This window comes from Corynebacterium sp. TAE3-ERU16, from assembly GCF_019209935.1.
Lineage (GTDB): Bacteria > Actinomycetota > Actinomycetes > Mycobacteriales > Mycobacteriaceae > Corynebacterium > Corynebacterium antarcticum.
In genome coordinates, this window is record NZ_JAHUTN010000001.1 from 45,434 (window position 1) to 71,183 (window position 25,750).

Annotated in this window: 22 protein-coding genes; 7 read left to right on the forward strand and 15 right to left on the reverse strand. The window is 67.3% G+C overall.

From position 1 onward, the window contains the following. The first annotated feature begins 17 nt into the window (after positions 1-17). From KRX55_RS00200 to KRX55_RS00215, 4 genes are read left to right on the forward strand one after another with little or no spacing between them, the layout of a single operon-like run. Positions 18-1,541: an ABC transporter substrate-binding protein gene (locus tag KRX55_RS00200; protein WP_218405874.1), complete on the forward strand. Its 1,524-nt coding sequence runs from the start codon at positions 18-20 to the stop codon at positions 1,539-1,541. Further along, entirely contained in the window at positions 1,538-2,476 is a 939-nt protein-coding gene (locus KRX55_RS00205) for an ABC transporter permease (RefSeq protein WP_370625706.1), read from the forward strand. The genes KRX55_RS00200 and KRX55_RS00205 overlap by 4 nt, the downstream gene beginning before the upstream one ends. Then, the gene (locus KRX55_RS00210; protein ID WP_255567440.1) at positions 2,473-3,318 is read left to right on the forward strand and encodes an ABC transporter permease; all 846 of its coding nucleotides are present in this window, start codon (positions 2,473-2,475) and stop codon (positions 3,316-3,318) included. Before KRX55_RS00205 ends, KRX55_RS00210 begins: the two co-directional genes overlap by 4 nt. Beyond that, positions 3,318-4,787: an ABC transporter ATP-binding protein gene (locus tag KRX55_RS00215; RefSeq protein WP_218405875.1), complete on the forward strand. Its 1,470-nt coding sequence runs from the start codon at positions 3,318-3,320 to the stop codon at positions 4,785-4,787. Before KRX55_RS00210 ends, KRX55_RS00215 begins: the two co-directional genes overlap by 1 nt. Here the strand turns inward: KRX55_RS00215 and dnaE are convergent. Next, positions 4,741-8,298 carry a DNA polymerase III subunit alpha gene (gene dnaE, locus KRX55_RS00220; RefSeq protein WP_218405876.1) on the reverse strand — a complete coding sequence of 1,186 codons (3,558 nt, stop codon included), beginning with the start codon at positions 8,296-8,298 and terminating at the stop codon, positions 4,741-4,743. The genes KRX55_RS00215 and dnaE overlap by 47 nt on opposite strands. 140 nt (positions 8,299-8,438) lie before the next feature. On the opposite strand from dnaE, the gene rarD reads away from it, so the two are divergent. Further along, positions 8,439-9,329 carry an EamA family transporter RarD gene (rarD, locus tag KRX55_RS00225; RefSeq protein ID WP_218405877.1) on the forward strand — a complete coding sequence of 297 codons (891 nt, stop codon included), beginning with the start codon at positions 8,439-8,441 and terminating at the stop codon, positions 9,327-9,329. Here the strand turns inward: rarD and KRX55_RS00230 are convergent. From KRX55_RS00230 to lspA, 3 genes are read right to left on the reverse strand one after another with little or no spacing between them, the layout of a single operon-like run. Further along, a complete protein-coding gene (locus KRX55_RS00230; RefSeq protein ID WP_218405878.1) occupies positions 9,316-9,894 on the reverse strand; it encodes a hypothetical protein in 579 nt (192 codons plus the stop codon). The genes rarD and KRX55_RS00230 overlap by 14 nt on opposite strands. A 23-nt stretch (positions 9,895-9,917) precedes the next feature. Beyond that, positions 9,918-10,847 (reverse strand): RluA family pseudouridine synthase, encoded by a 930-nt coding sequence (locus KRX55_RS00235; RefSeq protein ID WP_218405879.1) that lies wholly within the window; start codon positions 10,845-10,847, stop codon positions 9,918-9,920. Continuing rightward, positions 10,844-11,368 (reverse strand): signal peptidase II, encoded by a 525-nt coding sequence (gene lspA, locus KRX55_RS00240; protein WP_370625707.1) that lies wholly within the window; start codon positions 11,366-11,368, stop codon positions 10,844-10,846. The genes KRX55_RS00235 and lspA overlap by 4 nt, the downstream gene beginning before the upstream one ends. Before the next feature lie 77 nt (positions 11,369-11,445). Here lspA and KRX55_RS00245 point away from each other — a divergent pair, with 77 nt between their 5' ends. After that, positions 11,446-12,504: a hypothetical protein gene (locus KRX55_RS00245; RefSeq protein ID WP_218405881.1), complete on the forward strand. Its 1,059-nt coding sequence runs from the start codon at positions 11,446-11,448 to the stop codon at positions 12,502-12,504. Between the two features lie 93 nt (positions 12,505-12,597). On the opposite strand, the gene KRX55_RS00250 is transcribed toward KRX55_RS00245, so the two are convergent. Further along, a complete protein-coding gene (locus KRX55_RS00250; RefSeq protein ID WP_218405882.1) occupies positions 12,598-13,200 on the reverse strand; it encodes a hypothetical protein in 603 nt (200 codons plus the stop codon). A 253-nt stretch (positions 13,201-13,453) separates the two neighbouring features. On the opposite strand from KRX55_RS00250, the gene KRX55_RS00255 reads away from it, so the two are divergent. Next, positions 13,454-14,419, forward strand: a complete 966-nt coding sequence (locus KRX55_RS00255) for an asparaginase (RefSeq protein WP_218405883.1) — start codon at positions 13,454-13,456, stop codon at positions 14,417-14,419. A gap of 15 nt (positions 14,420-14,434) precedes the next feature. Here the strand turns inward: KRX55_RS00255 and KRX55_RS00260 are convergent, their stop codons facing one another. From KRX55_RS00260 to ftsZ, 10 genes are all read right to left on the reverse strand, one after another. After that, positions 14,435-15,118 carry a TM2 domain-containing protein gene (locus tag KRX55_RS00260; protein WP_218405884.1) on the reverse strand — a complete coding sequence of 228 codons (684 nt, stop codon included), beginning with the start codon at positions 15,116-15,118 and terminating at the stop codon, positions 14,435-14,437. Between the two features lie 243 nt (positions 15,119-15,361). Next, complete coding sequence (locus KRX55_RS00265; protein ID WP_218405885.1) at positions 15,362-16,759, reverse strand: DNA polymerase IV; 1,398 nt, start codon at positions 16,757-16,759, stop codon at positions 15,362-15,364. 133 nt (positions 16,760-16,892) lie between these two features. Then, positions 16,893-20,075: an isoleucine--tRNA ligase gene (ileS, locus tag KRX55_RS00270; RefSeq protein WP_218405886.1), complete on the reverse strand. Its 3,183-nt coding sequence runs from the start codon at positions 20,073-20,075 to the stop codon at positions 16,893-16,895. Between the two features lie 305 nt (positions 20,076-20,380). Continuing rightward, positions 20,381-20,560, reverse strand: a complete 180-nt coding sequence (locus KRX55_RS00275) for a hypothetical protein (RefSeq protein WP_218405887.1) — start codon at positions 20,558-20,560, stop codon at positions 20,381-20,383. A gap of 106 nt (positions 20,561-20,666) precedes the next feature. Continuing rightward, entirely contained in the window at positions 20,667-21,683 is a 1,017-nt protein-coding gene (locus KRX55_RS00280; RefSeq protein ID WP_218405888.1) for a DivIVA domain-containing protein, read from the reverse strand. A gap of 206 nt (positions 21,684-21,889) precedes the next feature. After that, positions 21,890-22,180: a YggT family protein gene (locus tag KRX55_RS00285; protein WP_218405889.1), complete on the reverse strand. Its 291-nt coding sequence runs from the start codon at positions 22,178-22,180 to the stop codon at positions 21,890-21,892. Between the two features lie 136 nt (positions 22,181-22,316). Next, positions 22,317-22,781, reverse strand: coding sequence for a cell division protein SepF (locus tag KRX55_RS00290; protein ID WP_218405890.1), 465 nt, complete (start codon positions 22,779-22,781; stop codon positions 22,317-22,319). 76 nt (positions 22,782-22,857) lie between these two features. Further along, entirely contained in the window at positions 22,858-23,556 is a 699-nt protein-coding gene (locus KRX55_RS00295; RefSeq protein ID WP_218405891.1) for a YggS family pyridoxal phosphate-dependent enzyme, read from the reverse strand. Further along, positions 23,553-24,308, reverse strand: coding sequence for a peptidoglycan editing factor PgeF (gene pgeF, locus KRX55_RS00300; RefSeq protein ID WP_218405892.1), 756 nt, complete (start codon positions 24,306-24,308; stop codon positions 23,553-23,555). Before pgeF ends, KRX55_RS00295 begins: the two co-directional genes overlap by 4 nt. Before the next feature lie 12 nt (positions 24,309-24,320). After that, positions 24,321-25,589, reverse strand: a complete 1,269-nt coding sequence (gene ftsZ / locus KRX55_RS00305) for a cell division protein FtsZ (RefSeq protein ID WP_218405893.1) — start codon at positions 25,587-25,589, stop codon at positions 24,321-24,323. Between the last annotated feature and the right edge of the window lie 161 nt (positions 25,590-25,750).

Consider the following 25,750-nt stretch of genomic DNA (forward strand, 5'->3'; position numbering starts at 1 on the left):
CCCACAAGGAGAACCACGTGCACAGACGTACCTTCCTCAAGTATCTCGCCACAGCAACGGCGACCGCCACAACCGGTTTCTGGCTCGCCGGATGCTCGGACAACGGCGACAACGCCAACGGTGGTGATCCGGCGGATTCCGGTGCAACCGGTGAAGCTGTCCTGAAGACCCTGCGGGTCGCCGCGACAGGTGGCCCCGGTGAAGAAGTCGACCCGAGCAAGGCACTGCAGACCGCGACCTGGGCCGCGATCTACGCGGTGTTCGAGCCTCTGGTGATCCACACGGAATCCGACGCGCGGTACCAGCTCGCCGACACCGTCGAGTCGAACGATGACGCCACCGAGTGGACCGTGACAATCCGCGAAGGCGCGACCTTCTCCGACGGCAGCCCCGTCACCGCAGGTGACGTGATGAAATCCGTGGCATTCACCACCCGAGACCCGATGCAGTCGGCGATCGTCGCGGACATCGACACAGAAGCCTCCACGATCGTCGATGACCGGACGGTCACACTCAGACTGGACCGCCCGCGCGCTGACTTCATCGAGTCGGTGCTCGGGATGACAAGCCTCGTGTTCAAGGACGGCGACCCCGGCACCGGTATCGGTTCCGGTCCGTATGTTCTCGGCGCCGGGGATTCCGCGCAGGGATGGACACTCGACGCCAACCCACACTTCCCCGCCGACAGACGGGTGTCGGAGACCCTCGAGATACAGGTCATCACGGATCCGGCGGCACGCACCCGGGCCCTCGAGTCCGGTGCCGTGGACATGGCCCTGAACCTTCCTCCCACCGCGGCACGCACACTCGACGAAGGCATGGTCTGGATACCCGGTCCATACGATTCGCGTCCGCTCGTGATCGTGCTCAACACCCGGGTGGCACCCTTCGACGACCCCGAGGTTCGGCGTGCCGTGAAGATCGCGATCGACCGTGAGGAACTCGTCGCGCAGGCACTCGACGGCGCCGGTGAGCCGGGCGCCGACGTTCCGGGACTGGGATTCGCGGACTACCCGGAGAAACTCACCCCGCCGAAGCGGGACGTCGGGAAAGCCGCCGCCATATTCGCGGAGAAGGGCATCAGTGAGCTGACGCTGTTCACCGCGGACCTGGTTCCCGGTATGAACGACGGAGCCGATCTCATCGCCCGTCAGCTCGGGGACGCCGGTGTGACCGTCACCGTCGACAAACGTGATCCCGTCTCCTACTACGCCGACGTACCTGCGCTGCAGGAGCTCCCCATGTTCGCGAGCTACCTCGTCAACCGTTCCGTCCTCGCATCCCTCACGTTCATCACCGGCTCCCGGGCGGTGTTCAACCTGTCCGGTTTCGGGACCGACGGAGAGTGGGATGAGAAACTCTCGGCGACACTCGCGGAGACCGACGAGTCGGAGCGCCAGCGGATGCTGACGACCCTGGCCACAACAGTCAGTCGGGAAGGCGGCGACCTCATCTGGGCGTTCGCCAACTCCGTCAACGGTCTCGGGGAGGGGGTCCCGCCCGTGCCGGTGTCCTACTCAGTTCCCGTATTCACGGCGTGATCCGGCGACCACCCACTGCGGTACGCACCGTGGTCCGATTCGCCGCCGTGGTTCTGTGTTCCGGGTCGGTCGTCTTCCTGATCATGGTGTGGCTACCGGGAGATGCGGCGACGGTCGCGGTGCACACACCGGACCCCGAACGGATCGCGGAATTACGCGCACAGATGGGAATCGACCGACCAGCACTCCACCGGCTGCTTTCCTGGTGGGGCGGACTGCTGCACGGAGACGGTGGGACACTCCACGGGTCCGGGCGCTCAGTGTGGTCGGCGATCGAAATCCCCGTCCGCAACTCGGCGATTCTCGTGGCGTTCGCCTGGCCGCTGCTCGTCATCCTGGGATGCACCCTGGGCATCGTTGCGGGGACAGCGGCCGGATCAGCCAGGGACACGGGGCTGTCCACGGGTGCACAGGCGACACTCGCGGTACCCGAGTTCGCCACCACGACCCTTCTCCTCGTCATCTTTTCGGGCATCCTGCATCTCGTCCCTGCCGTATCGCTGGTGCCACCGGGCGGGACCCCGTTGGACAGACCCGAGGGACTGTTCGTGCCGGCACTGGGTATCGCCGTCACCGGCGGCGCCTGGCTGCAGCGCATGGTCCGCGCTGCGATCGCCGACGCGCACGTGCTCCCCCACGTCGCCGCGGCACGGCTCTCCGGTATGCACCCACTCGCGGTGTTGGTGCGGCACACGCTGCCCGCGGCGTCCGCACCGGTGGCCCAAGCCTGCGCGGCGACCGTTCCGTACGCGGTGACGGGGACCGTCGTGGTGGAGAACGTGGTCGGATTCCCGGGAATCGGAACGCTGGTGGCGAACCTCATAGCGAACCGGGAGACCGAAGCCACGGCAACCGTGACGGTGCTCGTCGCGGTGATCACGATGATCGCTTTCCTGGTCGCGGAACGGAAGATCACGGATGTGGGGTCACCATGAGATCACCGGTGCCGTACGGTTCTCGCGGAGCTGACCGCCGGACCACCACGGTGATGTTCTCCGTGCTCCTGCTGGCGGTGTGGACGGGTGCGGTGCTCACCGCGCTCGCCGGTCCTCTGATTGCCCCTGTTCTCGGGCTTCCTGATCCCGCGGAGCCCGTCGCCCGCCCCTTCACCACCCCGGGACCGGGGCATCCGTTGGGTACCGACCGGGTGGGCAGAGATGTCCTCGCACGACTCTGCATGGGCAATACGGTCCTGGTGATACCCCCCGCCCTGGCTGCCGCTGCGTCGACCATCTCCGGCACCGCGGTCGGGCTGACGGCCGCTCTGTGCCCCCGGCTGAGACCCTGGATCAGATTCCTGACGGACACGCTGCTCGTCATCCCGCCGATGATCATGCTCCTGGCGGTCATCTCGGCGAACGGAGCCGGACTTCCCGGTGTCACCCTCATGGCCGTGATTCTCTCTCTTCCCCTGTCCTCGCGGTATCTGGAAGCTGCGGCGAGACCCGTCGTCTCATCCGGGTATGTCGAAGTCCGGCGAGCCACCGGGGTACCGTTTCCCGTGGTCGTCATCGGTGACGTCCTCCCCGCGATGCGTCGCGCCCTGTTCGCCGATCTCGGCATCCGTTATGTGGGCGTGGTGTTCCTGACGGCGACCGCGGCATTCCTCGGTGCGACGGTCGGTACCGGCACCCGAACCTGGGCTTCGATGGTTCCGGAGGCCTTGACCGGGCTGGCGTTGAACCCGTGGGCGGCGGCGGCCCCGGTCCTGCTGATCATCGCTCTCACCGCCCCACCGGCGATCCTGATCGACATCGTCACGGGAGGTGGACGCTGATGGACATCATCGTTTCCGGGCTGACTGTCAGCGCACGGGCAGGCACGGTGCTCGACGGGGTGGACCTCCGGATGGACGCAGGGGAAATCACGGCGCTGCTCGGTGGATCAGGGACCGGGAAGACAACACTCGCCCACGCACTTCTCGGGCACATACCCCGGGGGCTGACCGTGACAGCCGGTGACATCTCCTGTGGCGGCACGAATCCCCTGAAACTGTCCGGACGCAATCGACGGGCTTTCCTGCGACGTGCCGCTTACGTCGACCAGGACCCGGGGGCGGCACTGCCTCCCACGATGTCCGTCCGCGACATCATCAGCCAACGACGTGCATCGGGAGCCGGAAGCGCCCGCCCGGGAGATGACCGGATCCGCGAACTGCTGTCCGACATGGGGCTCGGCGACACCGCGGAGATCCTCGACCGGACACCCGGCCAGCTGTCGGGTGGACAACGGCGCCGGGTGGGGGTGGCCGCGGGAATAGTCTCCGGACCGGAGCTGCTCATCGTCGATGAACCCACCGCCGGCGTCGACAAGGCCTCCGTCGCCGCCGTCATCGACACCATCCGGAGGGCCATCGTCCGCACCGGAGCCACGTCACTGATCATCACCCACGACACCGAGGTGGCCGCGGCACTGGCGGACCGCACGGTGCATCTCGAACGGGGCATCATCCGCGTCGGGCCAGCATCTCCAGCCATCACATCCACCAGAGACCTGCCGCATCTGATGGATCAGACAGCCACGGCCACTGATTCCCCGACGACCATCCACGGTGGTCTCCGCGCCACCGGCCTCTCCGTCGGGTGGGCGGGAGGGCCGGTGACCGTCCCCGTCGATTTCACCGCACCGCACGGATGTCTCACCGTCATCTCCGGCCCGTCAGGATCCGGGAAATCGACGCTGTTGCGCACGCTGCTCGGTCTGCTCCCTCCCCGGACCGGATCCCTGGACCTCGACGGCACACCGCTCGCTCCCGTGTTGAGGCGACGACCACGATCGGTTCGGAGGTGTTTCGCCTGGATACCGCAGGAGGCGGAACTCGCCCTGAATCCCTCTGTGCCGGTCGCCCGGGCACTTCGTGTCACCGGGGCACCACGCGCGGAGATCGACGCTGTCCTCGCCATGCTCGACCTCGGAGACGTCGATGTCGCACGGGTGAAACCCGGTGACCTGTCGGGAGGCATGAGACAGCGGGTCTGCGTGGCGGCGGCGCTGCTCGCCCGGCCGGACGTCCTCGTGGCCGACGAGCCGACGTCAGCTCTCGACGGTGCGAGCGCCGAGCTGGTTCTCACCGCGCTGCGCCGCTGCAGTGAGCGGGGCGCCTGCGTGGTCGCGGCCAGCCACGATCCCGAGCTGCTGGGCCTCGCCGATCGGGTGGTGTGCGTGGCTCCGGCGACCGTGTCCCACGGACCATCGCCAGCTAACCCAGGATCCCCGGCCCCATCGTGGCCTTCAGGTCACCCATGAGGTTGCCGTCCCGGTTGACCCGCAGATGCTCCCCCAGGATCATCACCGTCGATTCATCGCCGTCGACCAGATTGAGGTACACGTCCGAGTCGCCCTTGTTCGCCATGAGCACCTGCTTGAGTTTCGCGATGGTGGGCATGGTGCACTGGTCGGTGCGGAGCGTGAGCCTCAGGGGAAGCCCGGCGCCGTTGCCCGGCCCGAGATCCGGGGTCTTCAGGTCGTCGCAGAACAGGCTGGTGCGGTCATCCCTGATCGAGATGTGGGCCTTGGCGAGGATTATGTTGTCCTCCACGATCTGGGGCGCGACCAGTGCGTAGACCTTGTTGAACACGAGCAGCTCCACGGAGGCCCCGTTGTGGTCCTCCACGGTGACGATCGCCCACGGGGAACCGTCCTTCTTGGAGAAACGTCGGTCGACGGCGGAGATGATCCCGCCGATCTTGACCTCGGCCTTGTTCTTCAGTTCCCCGGCGAGGATCGTCGTGATCGGGGTGTCGGTCTGTGCGGCCAGTGCCTGCTCGAATCCGTCGAGCGGATGCCCGGATACGTAGAGACCCAGCATCTCGCGTTCGAGGGCGAGCTCGTGCTTGCGCTCCCACTTCTCGTCCGGAACCTGCACCGCGAACGCGTTGGCGAGGGTCTCGTCCTCTCCTCCGAGGCCTGCGAAGAGATCGAACTGACCCTTGTCCGCCGCTTTCTTCGTGGTGATGACGGAGTCCACGGCCTCTTCGTGGATCAGCATCAGCCCCTTGCGGGGATGCCCGAGGGAGTCGAAGGCGCCGGCCTTGATGAGGGACTCGGTGACCCGCTTGGAGCAGGGGCCCGTTTCGATCTTGTCCAGGTAGTCGGAGAAGTTGGCGAACGTACCCTTCTCCCTGCGGGTCTTCACGATGGACTCGACGACGTCGGCGCCGACGTTGCGGACCGCTCCGAGTCCGAAGCGGATGTCATCGCCCACTGACTGGAAGGTCAGCTGGGACTCGTTGACGTCCGGGGACAGCACGCGGATTCCGAGGTGCCGGCAGTCGGAGAGGTAGATCGCGGACTTGTCCTTGTTGTCCGCGACGGAGGTCAGGAGGGCCGCCATGTACTCGGCGGTGTAGTTCGCCTTGAGGTAGCCCGTCCAGAAGCTGACCAATCCGTAGCCGGCGGCGTGCGACTTGTTGAACGCGTACGCGGCGAACGGTTCGATGGTGTCCCAGAGCTTCTTGATCGCCTCGTCCGAGTAGCCGTTGGAGCGCATGCCGGCCTGGAAGTTCACGAACTCCTTGGCGAGCACCTCGGGCTTCTTCTTGCCCATGGCCTTCCGGAATCCGTCGGCCTGGCCGGCGGTGTAGTTCGCCAGTTTCTGGGAGATACGCATGATCTGCTCCTGGTACACGATCAGACCGTAGGTGTCCTCCAGGATCTCCCTGAGCGGCTCCTCCAGCTCCGGGTGGATCGGGGTGATCGGCTGGCGACCGTTCTTCCGGTCCGCGTAGTCCCAGTGCGCGTTCATTCCCATCGGACCCGGGCGGTAGAGCGCGAGAGCGGCGACGATGTCGTCGAAGCCGGTGGGCTCCATCCGTTTCAGCAGCTCGCGCATGCCGCCGGAGTCGAGCTGGAACACCCCGAGGGTGTCACCCCGGGCGAGCAGCTTGTAGGTCTCCTCGTCGTCCGTGGTCAGTGCCTCGAGGTCGATGTCGATGCCCCGGTTGGCCTTGATGTTCTCGATGCAGTCGCCTATGACGGTGAGGTTGCGCAGGCCCAGGAAGTCCATCTTCAGCAGCCCGATGGCCTCGCAGGATGGATAGGGCCAGCCGGTGATGATCGCGCCGTCCTGGGCGCGTTTCCACATCGGTATGCAGTCGAGCAGCGGTACGCTCGCCATGATCACGGCGCAGGCGTGGACGCCGGCCTGGCGGATGACGCCCTCGAGACCGCGGGCCGTGTCGTAGATGGCGCGCACGTCGGGGTCGTTCTCGATGAGGGTGCGCACCTCCTGCGCCTCTCCGTAGCGCTCGTGCGAGGGATCCATGATCCCGGACAGCGGGATGTCCTTGGCCTGCTGCGCCGGTGGCAGGGCCTTGGTGATGCGGTCGGCGATCTGGTAGCCGGGCTGGCCGAACTGCACGCGTGCGGAGTCCTTCAGCGCCTGCTTGGTCTTCACCGTTCCGAAGGTGATCACCTGGGCCACCTTGTCCTCGCCCCACTTGTCCGCCGCGTAGCGGATCATCTCGCCCCGGCGGCGGTCGTCGAAGTCGATGTCGATGTCGGGGGCGGAGGGGCGTTCCGGGTTCAGGAACCTCTCGAAGAGCAGGTCGTGCTCGATGGGGTCGATGTTGGTGATCGTGAGGGCGTAGGCGACGAGCGATCCGGCCGCGGAACCACGGCCCGGGCCGACCCGGATCCCGACGGAGCGGGCGTGCTTGATCAGCTCCGCGACGATGAGGAAGTAGGAGGGGTAGCCCTTGCCGTCGATGACGTCGATCTCGTACGTCGCGCGGTCGAGATAGGCCTGCGGCACCTGACCACCGTCGAACCGTTCCTTCAGCCCCTCCATCACCTCGTGGGTGAGCCAGGAGGTGGGGGTGTATCCGTCGGGGACGGTGGCGATGGGCATGCGGTCGTGGGTGTGCGGCGTCCAGAGTTCGCTGTAGTCCTGGACGCGCTCCGCGATGAGCAGGGTGTTGTCACAGGCCCCCGGGACGGTGTCATCCCACATGGAGCGCATCTCCGCGGCGGACTTGATGTAGTAGCCGTCGCCGCCGAACTTGAACCGGTCCTCGTCGTGCAGGGTCTTGCCGGTCTGCACGCAGAGCATGGCCTCGTGGGCCTTGGCCTGGTCCTTGACGACGTAGTGGCAGTCGTTGGTCACCAACGGCGGCAGGTCGAGGCGCTTGCCGATCTCCAGCAGTTCGCGGCGCACACGGGTCTCGATGTCGATCCCGTGGTCCATCAGCTCGAGGAAGTAGTTGTCCCGGCCGTAGATGTCCTGCCACATCGCCGCGGCCTCGAGCGCCTGGTCGAACTGCCCCAGGCGCAGACGGGTCTGGACGTCTCCGGAGGGACAACCTGTGGTGGCGATGATGCCGGTGGCGTTCTCGGCGATGAGATCGGCGTCCATACGGGGCCACTTGCCGAGCTGTCCCTCGTAGGACGCCATCGACGACAGATAGAAGAGGTTGCGCAGCCCGGTGGCGTTCTCCGCGATCATCGTCTGGTGCAGATACGCACCGGAGGCCGAAACGTCGTCGGATTTCTGGTGGGGCTCACCCCAGCGGATGCGCTGCTTGTTGAACCGGGATTCGGGGGCGAGATACGCCTCGATACCGATGATCGGTTTGATGCCGGCGTCGGTCATGGCGTGGTAGAACGCATCCGAGCCGAACATGTTGCCGTGGTCGGTCATGCCGACCGCGGGCATCTTCTGTCGGGCGACCTCCTCGGCGAGCAGGTCCACCTTGGCCATGCCGTCGAGCATGGAGTATTCCGTGTGGTTGTGCAGGTGGACGAAGGAGGAACCGCTCATGGGCGCTTAGTCTATCCGCCGGACGGACCCCCGGCGAGGGCCCCAGGTCACGGCCCCACCCCGTGGGTGACAACGGTGTCGTTCGCGTATCCGTGGAACGCCTGTGGGTCACCGGGGCCGACACGGGTAGTGTGTTCCGAATGATATTCGGGGTTCTCGCCTACCTGCTCTGGGGTTCCTTCGCCGCCTACTTCCCGCTGCTGAAACCCGCCTCGCCGCTGGAGATCCTGGCGCACCGCATCGTGTGGACCGCGCTCGTGATGTTCCTCGTCCTCGGCGTGACCCGCGGCATCCCGGTCCTGCGCCGGGCGGACCGCAGGACCTGGGGGACGATCGCCGGCGCGGCGGTGCTCATCGCGTTGAACTGGCTGGTCTACGTAATCGCGGTCAACACCGGGCACGTCTCGGAGGCGGCTCTCGGCTACTTCATCAATCCTCTCGTCAGTGTCGCGATGGGCATGATCTTCCTGAAGGAACGGCTGCGCCCGGCGCAGAAGGTCTCGGTGGCGATCGCGGTCGTCGCGGTGCTCATCCTCACGGTCGTCGGCGGTGAGCCGCCGCTGCTCGGGCTGACACTCGCCGTGACCTTCGGCGCCTACGGTCTGCTCAAGAAGCGGGTCGGTGTCCCGGCGACGGCCTCCCTCGCCGGGGAGACCCTCGTGCTCCTCCCCCTCGCGGTCGGGTACCTCGTTTTCCTCGGTGTCCGCGGTGGGGGCACCTTCACCGGATACGGCACGGGCCACACGCTGATGCTGATGAGCACCGGGATCGTGACCGCCGTTCCGTTGCTGTTGTTCGGGATGGCCGCCAGCCGCATCCCGCTGGCGACGATCGGCATGCTCCAGTACATGACGCCGTCGATCCAGATGCTGTGGGCGGTGCTCATCGTCGATGAGACGCTCTCCCCCGTGCGGTGGGTGGGTTTCTGCATCATCTGGGTCTCGGTGGCGATCTACCTCGGTGACCTCGTGGCGCAGCAGCGGTCCAGGCGTCGCGCGGCTCCCGCAGTGGAGGATGTCACTCCGGTCTGACCACCGGCTGAACCCCGATCCGGCCCCACGCAGCATCCGGGGGCAGCACCTCGACCGCGAGCACCTCCGGTTCCCCGGCGAGGACACGGAGCGCGGTCCCGTCGTCCCAGACGACCACGCCACGCAACCGCCGGTCCGGCAGAGTGCCGCCGTCGCCGAGGGAGTGTCCGATGAGGTTCAGGGTGCGGTCGAACACCTCTTCCCGCCCTTCCGCACCGGTGGGTTCGGGCAGCGCCACGGGGACCGCACCATCCAGGACGAGCGCGTTGACCCGCCCGATGTCGGCCTGCTCCAGGACCCGTGCCGCATCCGCGGCGGGCTGCGGTTCCCGGAACGTCACGAGAGCGAAGCCCTCGTCATCATCCGGGGCCGTCGCGAGACTGTCTGCGGCCCGGACCCGGTAGTCCTCCAGCGACTCACCGTGGTCCCGGCCGAGGACATCCCCGTTGACGGGCATCGGTTTCGCCACCCGGTCCGAGGTGGACAGCCAGGCGACGGCACCGACGAGTGCGGCGATGCTGACCACCGCGACGCCCGTCCGGATCCGGTCCACGTCCATGCTCATGCCAGTTCCCCCGTTCCCGTGTCCTATGCCTGCCGCAGGATGTCCAGCGCCTGCTGCAGGTCATCCGGGTACGGCGAGACGATCTCCATCGCCCGACCATCGGCCGGGTGGGTGAAGCCGAGGGAGACGGCGTGCAGCCACTGGCGGTCGAGGCCTAGCCGTCTGCTGAGGTTCGGGTCCGAGCCGTACATCGGGTCGCCGCAACAGGGATGGTGCAGCGCGGAGAAGTGGACCCGGATCTGGTGGGTGCGGCCGGTCTCGAGGTGGACGTCGAGGAGCGAGGCCTCACGGAACGCCTCGATCGTCGAGTAGTGGGTCACCGAGTGCTTGCCGTCGCTCCGCACGCAGAACCGCCAGCCCGCCGAAGGATGCCTGCCGATGGGCGCCTCGATGGTGCCCGTCGACGGATCGGGGTGGCCCTGCACGAGCGCGTGGTAGGTCTTGGTCACGGTACGGTCCCGGAACGCACGCTTGAGGTGGGTGTAGGCCCGCTCGCTGGCGGCGACGACCATGACACCGGAGGTACCGACGTCGAGACGCTGCACGATGCCCTTGCGTTCCGGTGGGCCCGAGGTGGAGATCCGGAAACCGGCGGCGGCGAGTCCGCCCACCACGGTCGGCCCCTCCCAACCGACGGTCGGGTGCGCGGCGACACCGACGGGCTTGTTCACGGCGATGACGTCATCGTCGGAGTAGAGGATGTCCATGCCCTCGACGAGTTCCTCCCGGGGAAGCAGGGGGCGCTCGGACTCTGGCAGCGTGACATCCAGCCAGTCCCCGGCGGTCAACCGGTCGGATTTCCCGACCGCACGCCCACCGACGAGTACGTCACCGGCCGCGGCCAGATCGGCGACCGTGGTGCGGGACAGTCCGAGGAGCTTCGCCAGTCCGGCGTCGACGCGCATACCGGCGAGACCGTCGGGGACGGGGAGTTGGCGGGAGGGGCGGGTCATGCGGTCACCTCCGTGGCCCGCGACCCGGTGCGGGCGTCCAGCAGCGCGGACAGGAGGAACACGACGACCCCGACGGTGATGCAGGAGTCCGCCACGTTGAACACCGCGAAGTCCCCCACCGAGATGAAGTCGACGACATGCCCGACGAAGAATCCGGGATCCCGGAACAGCCGGTCGGTGAGGTTGCCGGCCGCACCGCCGGCGACGAGTGCGAGTCCGAGGGCCGCGAGCCGCCCGTCCACGCGGGGCGAGTTCCAGAGGATCCCCACGACGAAGATCAGCTGGATGGCGGTGAAGACCCACGTGAACGAGGTCCCGAAGGAGAATGCGGCCCCGGGATTGAACACCAAGTGGAACCGGAACCAGTCGCCGATGAGTGGCACGGCCTCGCCGGGTTCCATCCCGGCGAGGATCAGTGCCTTGGAGAGTTGGTCCACGGCAGCGGCGACGACGATCACCACGATCGTGAACACCAGATAACCCCTGTTTCGCCTCACCTTGTCAGTCGCCTTGTCAGTCACGATGACCATCTTCCCCCAAAACCGCCGCAAAACCCACTCGATCGCCCACCGTCCCGGGGCGCGGTACCGTTGGCGGGGTGAGACTCTCCCCAAGCAAGACTAAACGCCGTATCCGCACGTTCTGCGTCGCCGCCGCGACGGCGACCGCACTCGTCGCCTGCTCCGGCGGCAGCGACGGCCCGGATCCGGAGACGCAGTCGGGCGGCCGGACAAACGGAGACACCGTCCGTATCGACCTCGACCCGCCCCGCGTCACCCTCCTCGATCCGGGATCCGCCCAGCAGGTCCTCTCCTACGGGGTCCCGGACGCGGACGCTCCGAGGCAGGAACTCCCGGTGAGGTTCGGCGGTGGCTTCACCACGCTCGTCGACTCCGGTACCGGAACGCAACCCCACCCTCCCGCGGAACCGGACGGTCTCCCCGTACTCAACGTCGACGCGCAGGCCACGGTGCGTTCGGTGGACGGCGAGAAGGTCACGGCGGGTGAGACGGGTGCGACCCGCCGGGTCACGGTGATCGCGGGGGCGCCCCGGTTCACCGGTGAAGCGACGACGCTGGGTTCCGGGGAGGACCCCGACATCGACTGGGACGCCGAACTCGCGGGAGCCGACGGTTTCACCGTGAGTTACGCGACGACCCCGTCGGGCAAGCCGGTCACGATGTCCCTGCACGCCCCGGATTCGGCATCGGACATCGGGCGCGCGGGGATGGAGTCCAGGTTGGGCAATCTCGTAACCCTCGCGGTGGTGTTCCCCGACGAGCCGGTGGGCCCGGGCGCACGGTGGACCGTCGAGAGCCGGATCACCGGCTCGACCACCATGCTGCAGACGGTGACCTACACGCTCACCGAGCTCGACGGCCGGAGCGTGGGACTGGATGTCGAGGTGGATCAGCGCCCCAGCATCGGTGCGCTGTCCCTCGACGCGCTGGCACCGCAGGGGGACTCCGATGGCGCCGCCGGCGAGTTGCGCGTCGAGAGCGCGGAGACCTCCTCCGCCGGGCACCTGGAACTCGATCTCGACGATCCGCTGCCGCGCTCCGGTGGCGTCGCCTTCACCACCCGGATCATCTACACCGGGGACGGGTCCGAAGTCCGGGTGGTCCAGGACAGCCACTCCGCGATCCACTTCGACTGAGCCCGGACACGCACCGCGCCCGGTCCCCCTTCCTCCGAAGGTGGGACCGGGCGCGGTGCGTGTCGCCGCCGGTGTGGCGGCGACACTGATCGACTACTGGGCCGGGGCTTCTCCGGCCGGTGCCTCAGCCGGAGCCTCGGCGGGTGCGGCCGGGTCGAGCGGGGGCACCTCTTCGGAGCCGGTCTCGAGGCACATCGGCGGAACCTGCTCCGGGGGGACGGTGTTGGTGATGAGGGTGCACGCCCAGCTCTGGGAGAGCTGCCACGTACCGTCGACATAGACGAACTCGACGTTCTCGGCGACCTGGCTCGGCCGGTCCGGGAGGGTGAAGTTCACGGTGGCGAGGACGGTACCGTTCTCGTATCCCGGGAGGACCGGGGGAACCACCTGGAAGTCGGCGCCCGACTCCTGCTTGGAACGGGTCATCGTCTCGAACAGTTCGGGGGCGTTCTCCCCTCCCTGGACGGTGCGGATCTTGTCCTCGACGGAGGCTGCGGGATCGGTCGCCGTTGCGAGAATGGCGTTGAGTTCCTCGGCGGTCGGCTGCTCCGTGGTCCCTGCAGCGGCGGAAGTCGGTGCCGCGCTGGAGGATGCGGGACCGGACGTGCTGTCCGCTGCTTCGTCGCCGGAACATGCGGCGAGCGACAGTGCCGCGACCACCGCTGCTGCGGGGGCCAGATGCTTGAGAGTTTTCACGTTGTCTCCTCATGGGGTAGGTCGCCCGGTACCTCGTCCAGTGTCCACGGTCGGACGCGTCGGGGTCGACGGTCATGACTGCGCCAGTCGTTTCTGCGCGCGCGGCGGATTCCGTGGCGGGCGTACGCGACACTGATCCTAACAGTGTGGCTGATGTAAACAGAAGTTACGCAAGTGGCAGTGGTTACGGGGTATCATCACCCACCAATGGACTCCGCCGATTTCGTCCTCCGGATGTGGCAGTCTTGTTCCCATGAACGAGCAGCACGAAAACCCAGGTTCCCCCGACAGTTCCCCGAAGAGGATCGTGGTGATCACGACCGGCGGGACGATCGCGTGCACCACCGACCCGGACGGGGTTCTGCTCCCCACGGTGGCGGGATCCGAGCTCCTCGCACCGGTCGCCGCCCGGTTCGAGGCCTCGGACGTGGCGTTCGACGTCCGTGAGCTCAACCGGTTGGACTCCTCCTCGATGACCTTCGCCGACATCGACGAGATCCGGCGCGCTGTGGAGGATGCGCTGGCCGATCCGGAGATCGCCGGCGTCGTGGTCACCCACGGCACGGACTCGATGGAGGAGACCGCGGTCGCCCTCGACACGTTCCACGCGGACGACCGGCCGGTCGTGCTCACCGGGGCACAACTCCCCCACGACCATCCGGATTCGGACGGCCCGCTGAATCTGCTGGACGCGGTCAACGTCGTCACCTCCCCGACCGCCCGCGGGATCGGGGTCCTCATCGTGTTCGGCCGGGCGGTTCTCCCCGCACGCGGTGCGGTGAAGTGGCACACCACCGATGAGCTCGCGTTCGCCACGAACGCGCCCGAGGAACCCACCCGGGCGGACGTGGTTCCGGCGGTGGATCTCGCGGACGTGGTCGTCCACATCATCCACGCCTACCCCGGTGCACCGCGGGAGCTCGTCGACTCCGCCCGCTCCGCGGGTGCGGACGGCCTCGTCATCGAGGCGATGGGGTCGGGGAACATAGGGACGGGACTCGCCGCCGCGGTGGGCGACGCGCTGCGCGACGGACTTCCCGTCGTGATCAGCACCCGGGTTCCCCGCGGAGAGGTCCGCGGAAGCTACGGCGGCGCGGGCGGCGGGGCAACGTTGAATTCCCTCGGCGCGGTCGGCTCAACCTACTTCCGTTCCGCACAGGCGAGGGTCCTGCTCGCGATCGCGATCGCCTCCGGACGCCATCCGGCGACCCTGTTCTGATCCGACCCCGGCCGGTCACCGCTTCAACGGGATCCCCTGCGCGTCCGTGGAGATCGACCCGGTCAACAGCTTGATCAGGTCGACGAACTTCCAGATGACGGACGGAATCAGGAGGAAGAACCCGAATCCGAAGGTGATCAGGAAGATCAGGAAGGCGCCGCCGTACAACGCGAGCTGTACGATCCCGGTCTGTTTCTGCCCGATGTAGAAGTTGTGGATGCCGAGCTCCCCGAAGAACAGGCAGAGCAGGACAGCCACCACCCAGGATTTCTGCTCCACACCGAACTGGTTGTACCCCATGGTCCGGGCCCCGTACCCGGGGTTCGGCGGTTCGTACGCGCTGATCTGTCCGCCGTACGCCGGATCCCGCGGGTCCGCGGTCTGCGCCTGCGCGTCGTACGGCGAATACCCCCCGTCGTACGACGATGGTGTCTCCACGGGATCCGCGGCCGACGGGGAGGAGTCGGACGCCGCGGCGTCCCATCCCCCGGACAGCTGGTCGTATCCCGACGCCTGCGGACCATACCCGGCGGCCCACCAGTCCCCCGACTGCGACGTGTCCCCGGCACCCGGATCCGAGGTGTGGGAATCCTCCCACCCCAGTGGGGTGTGTGCGTTCGACTCTACCGCGCCCTCCGCGGAGGATCCTTCGCCGGAAGGCTGCCCGTATTCGGGTCGGGACGGGTCTTTGCCAGTCATCGGATCTCCTCATGTGCGCGTTGCCTCGGGCTCCACCGGTCGGATCACGGTCCACCCGGCCGAGTATGCGGAAAACTCTACTTCATTTCCACAGCAGGTGAGTCACAACCCTGCAGCAGCCGGGCTTCGCGGCCGGGACTCTTCCCGTCCCGGGGCTCCCGGTGGTGCGTCACACTCCGCATCGCCCGGGAGTCGCCTGACATTCCCATCCCCTCCCCCTCCCCGGAGATGGGACTGCGGCCGTCATCCATCGACGCCTTCGTCGTCCGGGGCCGCGAACCAGTCATCCCAGTCCAGGGAGTCGAGCGGGTCCGCCGCGCGGAGACGTGGATCGTTCTCGTCGAAGTTCCGGGTCCTGCCCCGTTCGGTGGTCCGGGTCTCGAAGCGGACCGAGACGATCCCGTGGCCCGCCCCCTGCACCCAGCCGTGCCCGTACTCGGGGTGGTGGACGTCCTGGGTCGCCTTCCACCGCGATTCGGGGGCGGGTTCCGTCACGGTCAACACCGGTGACTCATTGGCGGAACCGCGCACGCCGACCTCGTAGTCGGCGTCCGGTTCGGGAACCGTGATCCGCTGGTCGAGCTCCGGGAAGAGGACGTTCTGGCGGGCGTGTTCGAGCCCGGAGAAACTCACCCCGACCAACCGGACCGGGCCGACCTCGTTCGGGTAGCGGGCCAGGTTGTGGGCCACGGCCACGAGGGTGGCCTTCTCGTCGGTCGTGTACGGCAGGGACTGCGAGCGGGACTCCGTACGGAAGTCGGCCATCTTCAGTTTCACGGTGACCGTCCGGGCGCCACGTCCGTCGGCGAGGAGTCGACGGTGGGCACCCGCGGCAGCCCGGTCGATGGCGTCGTCCACCTCCGCGACCGTGGTCAGGTCCTTCGGGTAGGTGCGCTCCGAGGAGATCTGTTTCGCGACGGCGCGGGGGGCCACCGGCCGGTCGTCATGGCCGCGCGCGAGACGCCACAGGGCGACCCCCGCCGTTGACCCGAGGCTTATCCGGACCTCGGCCTCGGTCATCGCGGCGAAGTCCGCGATGGTGTCCACCCCGAGCTGATGGAGTTTGGCTTCGGCGACCGGCCCGATCCCCCACAGCTTCCGGACGGGCAGCGGATCGAGCATCTCGCGCTGTCTCTCGACGGGGATGACGTAGACGCCGTCGGGTTTCGCCTCCCCCGAGCCGATCTTCGCGTACTGCTTGCCGGAGCCCGCACCGATCGAGCACGGGAGCCCGGTCTCGGCCTTCACCTCCGCGCGGAGGTTCTCCGCCCAGTCCCGGACCTCGTCCGGGGTCGCACCCACCAGGTCCGGCGGTTCCATGAATGCCTCGTCGATGGAGAGCTGCTCGATGGTCCCCGCGTGCCTCCGGATCACCTCGAACACCCGTCGTGAGGCGGCCGAATAGACCTTTCCGCGCGGCGTGATCACCACCGCCCCGAAACCGACGAGTTTCTTCGCCTGGTGCATGGGCATCGCGGAGTGCGCCCCGAAGGCGCGCGCCTGGTAGGACGCACCGGCCACGACCCCCCGCCCCGAGACACCACCGACCAGTACGGGACGGCCCCGGAGCGTGGGACGGGTCAGCTGTTCGACGGAGGCGTAGAACGCATCCATGTCGACGTGCAGCACCCACCGTTGCATGGGGGCCAGCGTATCGCGAAACGAACATGTGGGCGAATGACCGGCCGGGCCCATCTGCCGTCCGGCGGTCCGGAACGGGCCGGGCACCCGGGGAAATGACCCCGGGTGCCCGGCTTTTCGTGGGGTGGGTGTATCAGGCCTTCGCCACCACCGCGGTGACCCCGGAGATGATGTCGTGCACGTCGCCGGTGAGATCCCCGGTGCGGACCTCGAAACCGGTGGCGAGAACCTCCCCGGCGATGAGCTCGCGGTGACGCTCCGCCCACTCCAGCTTGTCTGCGGGGACCGAGAGCTCGACGGTGATCCGGTCGGAGACCTCGAAACCGCTGGACTTGCGGGCGTCCTGCAGGCCACGGACGATGTCCGCCGCCCAGCCCTCGGCCTCGAGCTCCGGGGTGACCGTCAGATCGAGGACGACCAGACCCTCGGCTCCGTCGACCTGGGCGGTGGACTCCGGGTCGGCGGCCTTGAGGCGCTCGGTGTACTCGTTGGCCTTCAGCTCGACGCCGTCCGCGACGACGGTGTCCCCTTCCCGGGTGTAGTGACCGGACTTCACCGCCTTGATCACGCGCTGGACGTCCTTCCCGAGACGCGGTCCGGCCTCGCGGGCGTTGACGACGACCTCGAAGCGGCCGACCGAATCGACGTCGTCGGTGAGGGTGACCTCCTTGACGTTGACCTCGTCACGCAGGATGGAGGTGAACGGTGCGAGCAGTTTGGACTCCGGCATCGCCACCGTGAGCCTCGGCAACGGCAGCCGGTTGCGCAGCTTGTGGGACTTGCGCACGGAGCTCGCCGCGGAGCACACTCCCCGGATCTGATCCATGGCGCGGACGAGGTCCTCGTCGACGGGGAAGTCGTCGGGGTCCGGGTAGTCGGTGAGGTGGACGGAGCGGCCTCCGGTGAGACCCCGCCAGATGACCTCGGTGACCATGGGGAGCAGCGGGGCAGCGACGCGGGTCAGTGTCTCGAGCACGGTGTAGAGGGTGTTGAACGCCTCGGGGTGCTCGGTGTCACCGGCCCAGAACCGCTCCCTGGACCGGCGCACGTACCAGTTGGTGAGGGCGTCACAGAACCAGCGGACCTCGTCGCAGGCGCGGGCGATGTCCGTACCGTCGAGGGCGTCCCGGACGTTCGTGACGAGGTTGTGCAGCTTGGCCAGGATGTACCGGTCGAGGACGTTGTCGGAGCCGGTGGACCACTCCGCGGGCTTCGAGGAGTACAGCTGCAGGAAGCTGTAGGCGTTCCACATCGGCAGCAGCGCCTGCCGGACGCCCTCGCGGATGCCCTGCTCGGTGACGATGAGGTTGCCGCCACGCAGGATCGGCGAGCTCATCAGGAACCAGCGCATCGCGTCGGATCCGTCACGGTCGAAGACCTCGTTGACGTTCGGGTAGTTGCCTTTCGACTTGCTCATCTTCAGTCCGTCATCGCCGAGCACGATGCCGTGGGCGACGCACTTCCGGAAGGCGGGCTTGTCGAACAGCGCGGTGGACAGGACGTGCATGGTGTAGAACCAGCCGCGGGTCTGTCCCGAGTACTCGACGATGAAGTCCGCCGGCCAGTGGGTCTCCACCCAGTCCTTGTTCTCGAAGGGGTAGTGCTTCTGCGCGAAGCTCATGGAACCGGACTCGAACCAGCAGTCCAGCACCTCGGGAACGCGGCGCATGGTGGACTTCCCCGTGGGGTCGTCGGGGTTCGGGCGGGTGAGTTCGTCGATGTGCGGGCGATGCAGGGACTCGGGTCGACGACCGAAGTCGCGTTCGAGTTCGTCGAGTGAGCCGTACACGTCGATGCGGGGGTACTCCTCGGAGTCGGACACCCACACGGGGATCGGGGAGCCCCAGTAGCGGTTGCGGGAGATGTTCCAGTCGCGCGCGCCCTCGAGCCACTTGCCGAACTGTCCGTCCCGGATGTGGGACGGCATCCACTCGATCTCCTCGCGGTTCAGCTCGACCATCCGGTCGCGGAACTTGGTGACCGCGACGAACCAGCTCGGCAGCGCCATGTAGATCAGCGGCTCGCCGGAGCGCCAGGAGTGCGGGTAGGAGTGCTCGATGGTCTGGTGCCGCAGGACCCTGCCCCGGGCCTTGAGATCCCGGATGATGTCCTTGTTCGCGTCGAAGACGAGCATGCCCTCGTAGTCGGGCACCTGGGCGGTGAACTTACCGTCCAGGTCAACCGGGACGACGACCTCGACGTCATTGGCCTGGCAGATCATCATGTCGTCCTCACCGAAGGCGGGGGCCTGGTGGACGATTCCGGTGCCGTCCTCGGTGGTGACGTACTCCGCCTCGAGGATCCGGAATCCGTTCTCCACGGGGAAGAACGTGAAGATGGGCTCGTAGGTGAAGCCCACCAGGTCCGAGCCCGGGAAGGTCGCCAGCACCTCATGGTCCTCGCCGAGTTCCTTGGCGTACGCGCCGACGAGGGCCTGGGCGAGGAGGATCTTCCGGCCGGCGAAGTCGGCGTGGCCCGACTCGCCGATCCTGGCCAGTACGTAGTCGACGCCGGGGTTGACGGCCAGCGCCGCGTTGGAGGGCAGCGTCCAGGGGGTGGTCGTCCATGCGATCGCCGCGGCGTCGGCGAGCTCGGGGTGCTCGGCCAGCGTCTTCTCCGCGGCCGATCCCTCGAGTGCACCGGTGAGCGGCATCGTGATCGTCAGGGTCGGGTCCTGCCGCATCTTGTAGGAGTCGTCGAGACGGGTCTCCTGGTTGGACAGGGGCGTGTGCTCGGCCCAGGAATACGGCAGAACACGGAAGCCCTGGTAGATCAAGCCCTTGTCGTAGAGCTCCTTGAACGCCCACATGACGGACTCCATGAAGTCCGAGTCCATGGTCTTGTATCCGTTGTCGAAGTCCACCCACCTAGCCTGCCGGGTGACGTAGTCCTTCCACTCCTCGGTGTAGCGCAGGACGGAGGAGGCGCAGTACTCGTTGAACTTCTCGAGTCCCATGGACTCGATCTCGCCCTTGTCCTTGATGCCGAGCTGCTTCTCGGCCTCGAGCTCAGCGGGCAGGCCGTGGCAGTCCCAGCCGAAGACCCGTTCGACGCGCTTCCCGCGCATCGTCTGGAACCGGGGGACGATGTCCTTGACGTAGCCGGTGAGCAGGTGTCCGTAGTGCGGGAGGCCGTTGGCGAAGGGCGGTCCGTCGTAGAAGACGTACTCGGGCGCACCGTCCCGCTGGTCGATGGACTGACGGAAGGTTCCATCGGCACGCCAGAAGTCGAGCACCGACTTCTCCATGTCGGGGAAACGGGTGGAGCCTCCGGTGAGATCCACCTTCGGGTAGACACCGCCAACTGGGTTATTCATGGGCGTTCAACGCTCCTTGCGTTCGAGGACAATCAATTAAAAGGTGCTCATCGTGTGCGGGGACGCCCCGGATCAACCGGCACGCGGTACCACCCTGCTTGGGCACCTTCGGGGTGCCCCACTTGATTGTCTTCGAGAAGGTCTGTCACGGTCCCACCCGTCCGGCTCTACTGGGACCCACGGTGCCGTGACCGCGGGATCTGTTCTTCCGGATGGCTCCCCGGTGATGGCCGGATCGCTGCCTGGCGTGATCCCGGGTGAGGGGAACACAGCGTGGGGACAGTATAACGCACTAGGTCCGCCGATCAATCCTCCGGCGGGTCCCGCCGTCGTCGGCGTTTGATCACGATGTCCGCGACGAGGAATCCCAGTCCCACCGCGGCGTCGACGATGAGCAGCCAGGAGTAGACGTCCGACCCTGACTGGACGGTCATCACGAGGAGCCCGAACCCGATCAGGGCGGTGATGAGGGCGGCGATCAGCATGGTTTTCCTTCTCGACGGGGTGGACGGGCAAGCGAAAGACGACAGCCCTCCCCCGAGCGTTCATCGTCCGGGAGAGACCTGTCGTCTGGGTGAAACGCGTGGTGGGCTACTGGGCCTTGCCCTCGTTGTCGCCACCGTTGGGGGCCGCGAAGCCACGGCTCGACAGCTCCTCGAGCTGGCTCTCGAGGAAGGTCTTCATGCGGGTACGGTACTCCCGCTCGAAGGTCCGGAGCTCGGCGATGCGGGCCTCCAGGACGGACTGCTTGTTCTTCACCGTGGCCATGATCTCGGTGTGCTTCCGCTCGGCGTCGGACTGCAGCGCGTCGGCCTTGTCCTTGGCCTGCTTGAGCTGTGCCTCGGCCTGTGCGTTGGCGTCGGAGACCATGGACTCGGAGGTCCGCTTCGCCTCCGCGACCATGGTGTCGGCCTTCTTCGTCGCCTCGCTCACGAGCGATTCCGCGCGGGAGTTGGCCTGGCTGACCTTCTGCTCGGCCTCGGCGTTGGCCTTCGAGAGCTTCTCGGAGGCCTGCTTCTCGGCGTTGGCGACCAGTGCCTTCGACTTCTGCGTCGCCGCGGAGAGTTCCTTCTCGGCGGCGGCGTGCGCCTCGTCGAGCATGGACTTCGACTCGGTCCGGGCGTCCGCCTGGATGCGGTCGGCGACCTCCTGTGCGAGCCCGAGGACCCGGGCAGCCTGCACCTGACTGTCGGCGCTGGAAGCGGCGGGGGCGGCTGCGGGAGCAGCGGAAGAAGCCTTGGCGGCCTTGTCGGCCTCAGCCCGGGCGTCCGCGGCGGCCTTGCGCGCCTGCTCCGCTTCGCTACGGGCCTTCTTGGTGGCTTCGTTCGCTTCAGAGAGCTTGCGCTCGTACTCCGCCCGGAGTTCGTTCTCGATCTTCGAACGGAGCGCGTTCTCATCCACGCCGGCAGAGCCGGAACCGGCCTGCTTCAGTTCGTTGTTCGCTTCCTCGACCCGCTGCTGCAGGTCTTCCTTCTCGTCGATCAGACGACCGAGGGTGTCTTCGACCATGTCGAGGAACTGGTCGACCTCGTCCTCGTTGTAGCCACGCTTTCCGATCGGCGGTTTGCTGAAAGCGACATTGTGCACGTCGGCTGGAGTCAGCGGCATGGACGGTTCCCTTCGCTCGTTGGTGGACCCTGGTGAAACTTCGTTGTATCGGGCCCCTGGTGCCCACAGTGGTCATCTGCGGTTCATTGACTGACCCGATATTACTTCTAATTATCGCGAAAGTGTACCTGGACACTTCACCGTGTCGGAATCTCCCGGGAATCTCTCCCTGCGGGAATTACCCCGACACGGAATTCCCGTGACGGTCAGCTCAGCATCAGCCGGAGAGCCAACGCCGCCAACCAGAGGATGAGGAAGAGGACGATGATCGACATGTCGAGAGCGACATTTCCCATGCGGAGGGGAGGGACCACCCGGCGCAGTGCCTTGACCGGCGGATCGGTCAGGACGAACAGGGGTTCGGCGACATAGGCGAACCAGCTCGGTGGCCGGAAATTCCGGGAGAACGAGTGAATCATCTCGACGATGATCCGCAGCACGAGAATGTAGCTGTAGATCCGGAGAAGCAGCAGAAGAATCAGGATGATTGAGTTCACCGGTCCGAGCCTATCGGATCAGGGGCCGGACACGCGACACCCCCGCATCCGGCCGGGTTCACCGGGACTACGGGGGTGCATCGGCCGCGGAAGGCACCGGGCCCCGACGGGATGTGCCGATCGGGGGGAACGGGGATCAGCGGAGACCCGCGGCGTCCTCGAGCTCGGCGATCGAGACCTCGACATCGTCGGGGATCAGCGCGAAGGTCAGCGGGGAGAGCTTGCGCATCTCCCCGCGGAGCGCGAAGACGAGTCCGGCCGCGAAGTCGATGACGCGCCGCGCCTCGTCACGGTCCATCGCATTCAGGTCGATCACCACGGCGTCGCCGGCGCGGAAGGGCTCGCCCACCCGGGTGCACTGCTTGAAGCTGACGAGGCGGACGGGGACGATGGTCGGGGCGTAGGACCTGGGTTCGTAGCTGGTCCGGGCCGCCGTGTAGCCGTAACCGCGACCGGTTCCCCGGTTCGCGGGAGCGTAGCCGTCCCCGGGGGTGGCGGTGTCATCGTAGTCGACTTCGTCACGGTAGTACGCCGCATCGTGCGGCCCCTCCTCGTAGGGCGCCAGTCCGAAGAACTCCTTGAACTTCTTGACACTCGACATGTACTTTCCTTTGCTTCTCAAGGGACGCCGGTTGGCACGTCCTCCGGGTGATCTCCCACTGCGGTTTGTCCCCACCCTATCCACGGGGCCCGAGAATGGCGGTACCGACACGCACGATTGTCGAACCCGCCGCGACGGCTTCGGCGAGATCCCCGGACATACCCGCGGACAGCTCCATCGGCCGCTTCGCCCCGGCGGCGAGACGGTCCCGGAGGTCCGAGGCCGAGGCGAACACCTCGGCGGGCTCACTTCCCAGCGGTGGTACGCACATGACCCCGGAGAGCACCAGGTTCGGGCATCCCGACAGTGCGTCGAGGAGCTCGGGGACCCCGGATTCGGGTACTCCCCCACGGGTCGGGTCTCCGTCGAAGCTCAACTGGACGAGTACGGGCAGCGGCGCGTCGCGGCGTTGGCCGCGGTCGATCGCCAGTGCCGTGCCGCGTTCGAGGGCGCGGGCCAGCCGCACGCTGTCGAGTGAGTGGACCGCGGCGGCGACCCGGCAGGCGGCGTTGGCCTTGTTGGTCTGTATCTGTCCGATGAGGTGGACGGCCACGTCCGGAAACCGGGTGGCCTTCTCCACGGCGTCCTGGACCCGGTTCTCCCCCACGGCATCGACGCCGAGGCCGCGCAGGATCCCGACATCGGAGGCCGGGTGGAACTTCGTCACCGGCAGCAGCCGTATCTCCTCCGGATCACGCCCGGAGTCACGGGCGGCCGAGCGGATCGCCGCGCGGACCGCGCCGAGCCGGTGCGCCAGGTCTTCAGCACGCGTCACCGGTCCTCCTCCGGCATCCAGATGACACCGGCCTGACGACCGGTCGTCCCCTCCCTGCGGTGGGAGAAGAACGCACGGTCGGCGACCGTGCACCGGAGATCGGCGTCGATGCGGGTGACGCCGAGTTCCTCCAGTTGGCGGGAGATGCCGATCCTCAGGTCCGCCCCCCAGGTGCCCTTCGCCGTACGTGTGCGGATCCCGGGGAGCCTCGATTCGAGGTCCGCCAGCATCGGTTCCGGCAGTTCGTAGTTCACGCCGCTCGCGGCGGCCCCCATCCACACGTGGAGGTGTCCGGGCCGTGCGCCGAGCTCGGTCATGCGTTGGACGGTCCGTGGGACGATCCCGTTGCGTGCACCGATCCTTCCGGCGTGGACCGCGGCGATGACCCCCGCATCATGGTCGCTGATGAGCAGCGGGACACAGTCGGCGGTGAGGACCGCGAGGGCGAGGCCCCGGACCGTGGTCACCAGTGCGTCAGTGGCGGGCACCGGCTCCTCCCACGGTCCACGCACGACCGTGACGGTCGGGGTGTGCAGCTGCTCCATCCAGACGATCCGGTCGGGCGGCAGCCCGATGGATCGGGCGAGACGCTCCCGGTTGGCGGTCACGGCCGCGGGGTCGTCACCGACATGGTCGGCGAGGTTGAAGGACGCGAACGCCCCCCTCGAGGCGCCACCGGTGCGGGTCGTGAAGACCTTGCGCACCGGGCGCCGCGCGATGTCGGTGCCGGGGCCGTCGGGATTCTGATCCATGCTCCGGACCCGTCAGCGGAGGAAGTCCGGCACGTCCAGATCGTCGACGTCGTCGATCTCGTCGCGGCGACCCCGCGAGCTGGTGAACATGCCGTGTCCTGGACGGTCCGACGCGGCACGCTCGGAACCGAGCCGGTGCCGGGCGGAGTCCGCCCGCTGGTCGTAGTTGGAGCTCTCGACGTGGTCGGCCGACTCGCGGTCCACGGGGCGTTCCTCGTCTCGGTCGTCACCGCCGAACAGTGACTGGCTGCGGCTCGGCTCCGGGGCCGGGGCGGGCGGGGTCTGGGCGGCGCGGGACGGGGTCGCGGCCTGCCCGTTCTTCTCCGCGGAGGCCTGGTCGAAGTCGAACCCCGCGGCGATGACGGTGACACGGACCTCGTCGCCGAGATTGTCGTCGATGATGGTTCCCCAGATGATGTTGGCGTCCTCGTCCGCCTTCTCCTCGACGAGCGCGGCGGCCTCGTTGACCTCCTGGAGGCCCAGGTCGGAACCACCGGCGAAGCTCAGCAGAACGCCCTGGGCACCTTCCATCGTGGACTCGAGGAGCGGGGAGTTGATGGCCTGCTCCGTGGCCTCGACCGCGCGGTTGTCCCCGCTGGCGGAGCCGATGCCCATGAGTGCGGAACCGGCGTCGGCCATGACGGAGCGGACGTCCGCGAAGTCGACGTTGACCACACCGGGCGTGGTGATGAGGTTGGTGATGCCCTGGACGCCGTTGTGCAGGACCTCATCGGCCGTGCGGAACGCCTCCATCATGGACAGGTTGAGGTCGCCGAGCTGCAGCAGCCGGTCGTTCGGGATGACGATGAGGGTGTCACAGACGGCACGCAGGGCCTCGATCCCCTCCATGGCCTGCTTGGTGCGGCGACGCCCCTCGAAACGGAACGGGCGGGTGACCACACCGACGGTCAGCGCGCCGGCCTTCTTCGCGATGTTGGCCACCACGGGGGCGGCTCCGGTGCCGGTTCCACCGCCCTCACCCGCGGTGACGAAGACCATGTCGGCGCCCTTCAGGCAGTCCTCGATCTCGGATTTGTGGTCCTCGGCGGAGGTGCGTCCGACATCGGGGTTCGCGCCCGCCCCGAGCCCCCGGGTGGCTTCGCGTCCGATGTCGAGCTTGACGTCCGCCTCGGAGAACATCAGTGCCTGCGAGTCGGTGTTGACGGCGATGAACTCGACGCCCTTGAGCCCCTCCTCGATCATGCGGTTGACGGCGTTGACGCCGCCACCGCCGACACCGACGACTTTGATGACGGCGAGGAAGTTTTTCGGTGAGGTCATGGTCTTAGGCACTCGCCTTTCAGATTGTTGGAACAGTTGGAGAAGGCCACACAGTTGGGGGACCGTGCGTACGGGGGTTGTCGACTTCCATAATGTGCGAAAGACGCCCGGATGTGGCGGACATCTGCGCGGCGTGTCGGTACCCTAAACCTCAACTTCAC